Genomic DNA, 473 nt, shown 5'->3' on the forward strand with positions numbered 1-473 from the left:
GTCAAAGCCGACGATGGTGAATCGGGTGCCCCGTGGGGTGGTGAATTTGGCGCCGGCTTTCATCCAGGGCGTCCAGGGCTCGAAGCGATCGTCGGTCTGTTTCAGTTCCGGCAGGGTGTCGGGGTCAATTTCGTCTTCGTGGCGGCGCCAGATTTCCGAGTCGTCGCCGGTCCAGTGGCGGATCATGACCCGCTGTCCGAATGCCAGTTTCACCCCGTCGGCGATCCGTCGCGCTTCGCGGTAGTCGGGGGCGTGGCCGACGGGTTCTTCAATGCCGTCACAGGCGCCGGAAACCAGGATGATGTGGTGGTTGTCGGGCCGGTCAACCGTCGTTTTTTTCAATGTACATTGAATGTTCGGCCCTTCATCATCTGCGACAACTTCGGCGGCGATCGCGGTTTCGGCGGTGGCGGGTGTCGGTTCCCCTGCGGGGGACTCATCCATTTGGGGGGGTGCGGTTTCGGTGTCGGCGA

Annotated in this window: 1 pseudogene; it reads right to left on the bottom strand. The window is 62.6% G+C overall.

Going from position 1 to position 473, the window contains the following annotated elements:
• Positions 1 to 444 (bottom strand): annotated as a pseudogene (locus tag LKE08_RS17015) (hypothetical protein); the annotation flags it as partial.
• Positions 445 to 473 lie beyond the last annotated feature (29 nt).

Source organism: Lyngbya sp. CCY1209 (assembly GCF_035615495.1).
Classification (GTDB): domain Bacteria; phylum Cyanobacteriota; class Cyanobacteriia; order Cyanobacteriales; family Microcoleaceae; genus Limnospira.